General features: G+C 61.4%; 10 protein-coding genes. 8 read left to right on the plus strand and 2 right to left on the minus strand.

Annotated features, from left to right (window positions below; translation table 11 throughout):
- Window positions 1–4 precede the first annotated feature (4 nt).
- Window positions 5–1,537: an acyl-CoA carboxylase subunit beta gene (locus tag JWP26_RS14440; protein WP_299728965.1), complete on the minus strand. Its 1,533-nt coding sequence runs from the start codon at window positions 1,535–1,537 to the stop codon at window positions 5–7.
- 155 nt (window positions 1,538–1,692) lie between these two features.
- On the opposite strand from JWP26_RS14440, the gene rpe reads away from it, so the two are divergent.
- From rpe to JWP26_RS14465, 5 genes are all read left to right on the plus strand, one after another.
- Window positions 1,693–2,373, plus strand: coding sequence for a ribulose-phosphate 3-epimerase (gene rpe / locus JWP26_RS14445; RefSeq protein ID WP_299728968.1), 681 nt, complete (start codon window positions 1,693–1,695; stop codon window positions 2,371–2,373).
- A 30-nt stretch (window positions 2,374–2,403) separates the two neighbouring features.
- The gene (gene purB / locus JWP26_RS14450) at window positions 2,404–3,738 is read left to right on the plus strand and encodes an adenylosuccinate lyase (protein ID WP_299728971.1); all 1,335 of its coding nucleotides are present in this window, start codon (window positions 2,404–2,406) and stop codon (window positions 3,736–3,738) included.
- Window positions 3,738–4,151, plus strand: a complete 414-nt coding sequence (locus JWP26_RS14455; protein WP_299728974.1) for a GNAT family N-acetyltransferase — start codon at window positions 3,738–3,740, stop codon at window positions 4,149–4,151. The genes purB and JWP26_RS14455 overlap by 1 nt, the downstream gene beginning before the upstream one ends.
- The gene (locus tag JWP26_RS14460; RefSeq protein WP_299728977.1) at window positions 4,148–4,705 is read left to right on the plus strand and encodes an alpha/beta hydrolase; all 558 of its coding nucleotides are present in this window, start codon (window positions 4,148–4,150) and stop codon (window positions 4,703–4,705) included. The genes JWP26_RS14455 and JWP26_RS14460 overlap by 4 nt, the downstream gene beginning before the upstream one ends.
- 225 nt (window positions 4,706–4,930) lie before the next feature.
- Window positions 4,931–5,194 (plus strand): hypothetical protein, encoded by a 264-nt coding sequence (locus JWP26_RS14465; RefSeq protein ID WP_299728980.1) that lies wholly within the window; start codon window positions 4,931–4,933, stop codon window positions 5,192–5,194.
- Between the two features lie 80 nt (window positions 5,195–5,274).
- On the opposite strand, the gene JWP26_RS14470 is transcribed toward JWP26_RS14465, so the two are convergent.
- Window positions 5,275–5,598 carry a DUF1476 domain-containing protein gene (locus JWP26_RS14470; protein WP_299728983.1) on the minus strand — a complete coding sequence of 108 codons (324 nt, stop codon included), beginning with the start codon at window positions 5,596–5,598 and terminating at the stop codon, window positions 5,275–5,277.
- Between the two features lie 250 nt (window positions 5,599–5,848).
- On the opposite strand from JWP26_RS14470, the gene purC reads away from it, so the two are divergent.
- From purC to JWP26_RS14485, 3 genes are all read left to right on the plus strand, one after another.
- Window positions 5,849–6,613, plus strand: coding sequence for a phosphoribosylaminoimidazolesuccinocarboxamide synthase (purC, locus tag JWP26_RS14475; RefSeq protein ID WP_299728986.1), 765 nt, complete (start codon window positions 5,849–5,851; stop codon window positions 6,611–6,613).
- A gap of 21 nt (window positions 6,614–6,634) precedes the next feature.
- Complete coding sequence (gene purS, locus JWP26_RS14480) at window positions 6,635–6,877, plus strand: phosphoribosylformylglycinamidine synthase subunit PurS (RefSeq protein ID WP_299728989.1); 243 nt, start codon at window positions 6,635–6,637, stop codon at window positions 6,875–6,877.
- Window positions 6,878–7,138: 261 nt separating this feature from the next.
- The coding region (locus tag JWP26_RS14485) for an acyltransferase family protein (protein WP_299728992.1) at window positions 7,139–7,719 on the plus strand (581 nt) is incomplete at its 3' end.

Raw genomic sequence — 7,719 nt, forward strand, 5'->3', positions numbered from 1 at the left:
CCCCTCACAACGGAATATTCCCATGCTTCTTCTTCGGCATGCTCTGCTGCTTGTTGCGAAGCGTCGAAAACGCCCGGATCACCCGCCGCCGTGTCCCATGGGGCATAATCACGTCGTCGATAAAACCCCGCTCCGCGGCGACGAACGGGTTGGCGAACCGTGCCTCATAGTCCGCCGTGCGCTGGGCAATTTTGTCCTTGTCCCCCAGCTCCGAGCGATACAAAATCTCCACCGCGCCCTTGGCCCCCATCACCGCAATCTCGGCTGACGGCCAGGCATAGTTCACGTCGGCGCGGATATGCTTGCTCGCCATCACATCATAGGCGCCGCCATAGGCCTTGCGGGTGATCACCGTCACCAGCGGCACCGTCGCCTCGGCATAGGCGAACAACAACTTCGCCCCGTGCTTGATGATCCCGCCATATTCCTGCGCCACGCCGGGCAAAAACCCCGGCACGTCCACCAGCGTCAGGATGGGGATTTCAAAGCTGTCGCAGAACCGGATAAACCGCGCGGCCTTCTTGGATGAGTTGATGTCGAGACACCCCGCCAGCACCAGCGGCTGGTTGGCCACCACGCCGGCACTCTCCCCATCCAGTCGGATAAAGCCGGTCAGGATATTGCCGGCATGGTCCTTCTGCAGTTCCAGAAAATCGCCCTCGTCGGCGATCTTGAGGATCACCTCGCGCATGTCATAGGGCTGGTTAGCGCTGTCCGGGATGATGGTATCGAGGCTGGCATCGCCCCGGTCCACTGCATCATGCGTCGCCACGCGCGGTGCCTTCTGCCCGGCTGCCAGCGGTAAAAACGAGAACAGCCGCCGCACTTCGAGCAGGGTCTCGATGTCGTTGTCGAACGCCGCGTCGGCCACCGAAGAAATCTTGGTGTGGGTCGAGGCCCCGCCCAGCTCCTCCGCCGTCACCACTTCATTGGTCACCGTCTTGACCACGTCGGGGCCGGTCACGAACATGTAGCTCGTGTCCTTGACCATGTAGATGAAGTCGGTCATCGCCGGCGAATAGACCGCGCCGCCCGCGCATGGCCCCATGATCACCGAAATCTGCGGCACCGCCCCGCTGGCCTGCACATTGCGCAGGAACACATCGGCATAGCCCCCCAGCGACGCCACGCCCTCCTGGATGCGCGCACCGCCGCTATCGTTGAGACCGATCACCGGGGCGCCGTTTTGCATCGCCAGGTCCATGATCTTGCAGATTTTCTTGGCATGGGTCTCACTCAGCGAGCCGCCGAACACCGTAAAGTCCTGCGAAAACACATAGACCATGCGCCCGTCGATCGTGCCCCACCCGATCACCACGCCATCGCCCGGAATGATGGTGTCGCCCATGTCGAAATCCGTCGCCCGATGGGTGACGAACATGTCGTATTCTTCAAAACTGCCCGGATCGAGCAGCACCTCGAGCCGTTCACGCGCCGTCAGCTTGCCCTTGGCATGTTGCGTATCGATCCGCTTCTGCCCGCCCCCAAGCCGCGCCTGCGCCCGCTTGTCCTCAAGTTGTGCGATGATCTTTTGCATACTGCCTCGCTTCGATTGGCGGCGAGCCTATAGCGTCAACTGGCTTTGCCCAAGCCGGTTCGCGGCGTTCCAGTTGCGAATGCACAGACTTGGCGTTATGGCAGGGCGACGTAGGCCCGGTCCGCCCGGCGCCGCATTCCCACCAGCGAGGCCCGATGACCCATCGACCGATCCGCATCGCCCCCTCGATTCTCTCCGCCGATTTCTCCCGCCTGGGCGAGGAAGTCCGCGCGCTAGACGCGGCTGGCGCCGATTATTTTCACGTCGATATCATGGACGGCCACTTCGTCCCCAATATCAGCTTCGGCCCCATGGTCATGCAGTCGATCCGCAAGCTGACCACCAAGACGTTCGACGTTCACCTGATGATCGCCCCCGTCGATCCCTACATCGCCGCCTTCGCCAAGGCCGGCGCCGATAGCATCACGGTTCATGCCGAGGCAGGCCCGCATTTGCAGCGCTCCCTCCAGGCCATCAAAGCCGAGGGCAAGCGCGCTGGCGTCGCCATCAATCCGGCTACCCCCCTCTCCGCCGTCGAACACATCCTCGACGATATCGATTTGCTGCTGGTCATGAGCATCAATCCCGGCTTTGGCGGCCAAACCTTCATCCCCCATGCCATGGAAAAAATCCGCCAGGCCAAGGCGCTGCTCGGCAACCGCCCCATCGATCTGGAGGTTGATGGTGGCGTCACCGCCGATAATGCCCGCGAACTGGCTCAGGCCGGCATCAACGTCTTCGTCGCCGGCACCGCCATTCTCGGCGGCAATGACATGACGACCTATGCGTCCCGCATTGCCGCCATCCGCAATGCCGCCTCGACCGTCACCGCCTGACTCAAATTCTGAACCATAAGGCCTAAGCCCATGATTCCGCGCTATTCCCGCCCCGAGATGGTTGCCATCTGGTCGGCTGAAACCCGCTTCGCCATCTGGTTCGAGATCGAGGCTCACGCCACCACCAAGCTTGCTGAACTGGGTGTCGTCCCCACAGAATCCGCCCAGAAAATCTGGGACGTGATGAACGCCCGCAAGGCCGAGTTCGGCGATTATCACTTCGATGTCGCGCGTATCGATGAGATTGAGCGCACCACCAAGCACGACGTCATCGCCTTCCTCACCCATCTCAGCGAAATCGTCGGCCCCGATGCCCGCTTCGTGCACCAGGGCATGACCTCGTCCGACATTCTGGACACGACCCTGTCGGTCCAGCTCGCCCGCGCGGCCGATCTGATGCTGGCCGATATCGATGCCCTGCTGGCCGCCCTCAAGCGCCGCGCCTTCGAGCACAAGAACACCATCACCATCGGCCGCAGCCACGGCATCCACGCCGAGCCGACCACGTTCGGCGTCAAGCTGGCCGAGGCCTATGCCGAATTCACCCGTGCCCGCGCGCGCCTCGTCAATGCCCGCGCCGAAATCGCCACTGCGGCTATCTCGGGCGCGATAGGGTCCTTCGCCAATATCGATCCATCGGTCGAGGAATACGTCGCCGAAAAGCTCGGCCTTGCCGTCGAGCCGGTCTCGACCCAGGTCATCCCGCGCGACCGCCACGCCATGTTCTTCGCCACGTTGGGCGTCATCGCTTCCTCGGTCGAACGCGTCGCCATCGAGATTCGCCACCTGCAGCGCACCGAAGTGCTCGAAGCGGAGGAGTTCTTCTCCCCCGGCCAGAAGGGCTCGTCCGCCATGCCACACAAGCGCAATCCGGTGCTCACCGAAAATCTCACCGGCCTCGCCCGTCTCGTGCGCGGCATGGTCACCCCGGCGCTGGAAAACGTCGCCCTCTGGCACGAGCGCGATATCTCGCACTCCTCGGTCGAGCGCATGATCGGCCCTGATGCAACCATCACGCTCGATTTCGCGCTGGCCCGCCTCACCGGCGTTATCGACAAGCTGGTGGTCTATCCCAAGAACATGCGCCGCAATCTCGACCTGCTGGGTGGCCTGCACAATTCCCAGCGCGTCCTGCTTGCCCTGACCCAGGCCGGCTATTCGCGCGAGGACAGCTATTCGGCAGTGCAGCGCAACGCCATGAAGGTCTGGCAGATGGATGGCGACCGCGCCGGCCAGTTCGCAGTCAACCTCAAGGCCGACCCCGAAGTGACTCTGAGCGATGCACAAATCGACGCCATGTTCGATGACGCCTATCACCTCAAGCACGTCGATACGATCTTCACCCGCGTTTTCGGCGAGGCGTGATGACCATTTTCTACGCGCAGGAAACCGGCCTTACCGCCGAAGAATACATCGAATGTGTCAGCCAGTCCGAGCTGGGCTCGATCCGCCCCATCGGCAATCCCGAGCGGGTGCAGGCCTATCTCGAAAACTCCAACCTGGTGATCACCGCCCGCAATAAGAACGGCACGCTGGTCGGCCTGTTCCGCGGCATGACCGACTGGCATTGGGTCTGCTACTGCGCCGATCTGGCCGTTGCCGAGACTCATCAGGGCCAGGGTATCGGCAAGGCGCTGATGGACAAGGCTACCGAAATCCTCGGGTCGGGCGTCACCGTCACGCTCCTGTCCGTGCCCGGCGCCGAGGCCTTCTACAAACATATCGGCCTGAGCCAGACCAGCGCCGCCTTCTATCGCGACAGGACCAACCGCTCATGAAAATCTCCGAAGCCGATGTCCTGATCCTGCCCGGGCTGGGCAGTGCCGGCCCCAGCCATTGGCAAACTCGATGGGCCGAGCGCCTGCCCTATGCGGCCATCGTCGAACAGGCCGATTGGGACGAGCCCGAGCTCGACGACTGGGTGGATACCATCGAGCAGGCGATCATCATGGCCACGCGCCCGGTGGTGCTGGTCGCCCATTCTCTGGCCTGCATCGCCGTCGCCCACACCGCATCGCGCCTCGCCGATACCAAGGTGCGCGGTGCCTTCCTCGTCGCTCCGCCCGATGTGGAACTGCATCCCGACGTGCCCGAGGCGACCTGGCCCTTCCGCCCCATTCCGCGCGATCCGCTGCCCTTTCCCTCGATGCTGGTCGCCTCCTCCAACGACCCGTTTTGCACCATCGACCGGGCCGTCGAGTTCGCCACCTGCTGGGGCAGCGATTTTCACCAGGCCGGGGAAGCCGGCCACATCAACCTCGCCTCCGGCCACGGCCCCTGGCCCGAAGGCCTGCTGATGTTCACCCGGCTGATGCAGCGCCTTAAGGCCTGATGCCACAACCTTGCCGTAAATCCGCCAAGCTCCTTCAATGATGGCGAAATTCATCATTACGAAAATTAATAATCCCTAATTTGAGAAACTTCCGCGGCAGTTCTAATCCTCACATCGCCGGTTTGAACCGCGCCGGCCGATCCCCTGATCGGCGACACGACGCGATCCGAAAACTGGCTACTGTTCCCGGCGCAAAGCGTCTGGACTTTTCGATGGATGCCTAAAATGCGCAAGTTCCTCGTTCCCGCTGCTATCGCAATCGTTCTCGGTACTTCCGGCCTGGCCATGGCCGCCACTGCAGCACCGCAGTCGATCACCAGCACCGTCAAGACGTTCGACGCCAAGACGCACACGCTGACCCTGGCCAACAACATCGCCTATCTGGTGCCGGCCACTTTTATGACCCCCCTCAAGGCGGGCCAGAAGGTCACCGTGAAATGGGAAATGAACGGGAAGGCCTATAAGGCCGATAGCGTCGTCATCAACTAATTGCCAACAAGCCTTCCAATTGAAAAGGGAGCCCGTCTCGCGACGGGCTCCCTGATTGCATTCAGCGATAACGCGAAGACTTAGCCTTCGGCACGAACCTGCTCATTGGCGACGGCGGTCAGCTGCACCATCTTCTGACGAATCACATCGTCGCCCAGCGTCACGTTCTTGGCCTTGAGGTCCGCCGCAACCTTGCGGAACACGTCCTCGTCGCCGGCTTCCTCGAAATCGGCAGCCACCACTTCGGCCGCATAGCTCTTGGCCTCGTCGCCGGTCAGCCCGAGCAGTTCCGCAGCCCAGATCCCCAGCAGCTTGTTGCGGCGGGCTTCGGCCTTGAAGCGTGTCTCGGCGTCAAATGCGAACTTGGCTTCCTGGCCCTTCTTGCGATCGTCGAATCCGCTCATCTCTTATGCCCCTCGGCTCTGGGTTGACGCGTTCTGGCGTGTTCGCTTTGCACATAAGGCGTTGCGAGGCTCAAATCAACGCCCGCTCACGGTGTGCGACTTTATGGTGCCGATATGCGATAAGGTTACGTCGCGCAGGCCTGCCATGGCGCGAGTCGAAGGGAAAGGGCTTGCATTTTCGTGCCGATCTGGCGCATGAAGCGGCCAAATTTCTCACCCCCAATTCTCCTTCATTGATACGGACAGACAGATGAACCGTCGACGCAGAATCTATGAAGGCAAGGCCAAGATCCTGTTCGAGGGTCCTGAGCCCGGCACTTTGGTTCAGTATTTCAAGGACGACACCACCGCCGGCGACGGCGCACGCCACGAAGTTCTCGATGGCAAGGGCGTCCTCAACAACCGCATTTCCGAATTCATCTTCACCAAGCTGAATGGCCTGGGTATCCCGACTCACTTCCTCAAGCGCATCAACATGCGCGAGCAGCTGATCAAGGAAGTCGAGATCATCCCGCTCGAGATCATCGTGCGCAACATCGCCGCCGGCTCGCTGGTCAAGCGCCTCGGCCTCGAGGAAGGCACCCAGCTCCCCCGCTCGATCATCGAGTTCTGCTACAAGGATGATGCCCTGCACGATCCGATGGTGAGCGAAGAGCACATCACCGCGTTCGGCTGGGCCACCCCCGCCGAGCTCGACGACATCATGAGCCTCGCCATCCGGGTCAACGATTTCCTCTCGGGCCTGTTCATGGGCGTCGGCATCCAGCTCGTCGATTTCAAGATCGAATGCGGTCGCCTCTACGAAGGCGACATGATGCGCATCGTCCTGGCCGACGAAATCTCCCCCGATTCGTGCCGCCTGTGGGACATCAAGACCCGCAACAAGATGGACAAGGACCGCTTCCGCCAGAATCTCGGCGGCGTCGTCGAAAGCTATCGCGAAGTCGCCCAGCGCCTCGGCATCCTGGTCGAAACCGACAATGCGCTGACCACCGGTCCGCGCCTCGTTCAGTAACTCTTTCTTCAGGATATTCGTATGAAGGCGCGCGTCACCGTCACCCTGAAGTCAGGCGTTCTCGACCCTCAGGGGCAGGCGATCGAAGGCTCGCTAAAGAGTTTGGGCTTCGCCGGCGTCGGCGCAGTCCGGCAGGGCAAGGTGTTTGACCTTGCCCTGGAAGGCACCGACGAGGCTGTTGCGCGCTCGCAACTCACCGCCATGTGCGATCGGCTGCTTGCCAATACCGTGATCGAAAACTACGCGATCGAAATATCTCATTAATATCTAATTGCCATAACTCTAGACGTGCCCACGTCCGGCGCAGGACCACTCTGCCATGCTCAGAACCATCTCCCTCTCGGTTGTTTTCTTCGCCACCATGGGCCTGCTCTTCGCAGCCTACGCGTCGGTTCCGCTGTAGCTCTAGGGATCGCATTAGCCAAACGCTTACCAGTTGAGCAGTTTGCGCGGCCACATACTCACCTGTTTACCGACTTGATCCCAGCGGCAGGCTAGACTTCCTCCCATATCCGGAGGAGCGTCATGTCGGAACCTGTAAATCGCCTGCAATGGGTGGATATGGCCAAGGGCCTGTCGATCCTGCTCGTGGTCATGATGTATTCGGCCTTCAGCACTGGCGAGGATACCGGCGGCACCGGCGTGCTGCATTGGGTCATCGGCTTCGCCACCCCCTTCCGCATGCCCGAATTCTTCATGATTTCCGGGCTGTTCCTGTCCCAGGTCATCGCCCGCGATTGGAAGCGTTATGCCGACCGGCGCGTCGTGCATTACTTCTATTTCTACGCGCTCTGGGCGCTCATCCACATCATCTTCAAGGAAGCCCTGATCGCCCGCGATCCGGCCACCGCCCTCAGCTATATCGCCTGGGGCATTGTGGAGCCCTATGGCGTCCTTTGGTTTATTTACATGCTCGCCGTGTTCAGCGCCGCCACCAAGCTGCTGCATGATCTGCGCGCGCCCCATTGGGCCGTGCTCGCCGTCGGCGCCATCCTGCAAATGTCCGCGGTCCATACCGGCAGCTACGTCGTCGATCAGTTCGCCGCCTATTTCGTCTACTTCTATGCCGGCTATGCCTTCGCGCCGCAGATTTTCAAAATCGCCGA

The organism is Devosia sp. (genome assembly GCF_028290435.1).
Lineage (GTDB): Bacteria > Pseudomonadota > Alphaproteobacteria > Rhizobiales > Devosiaceae > Devosia.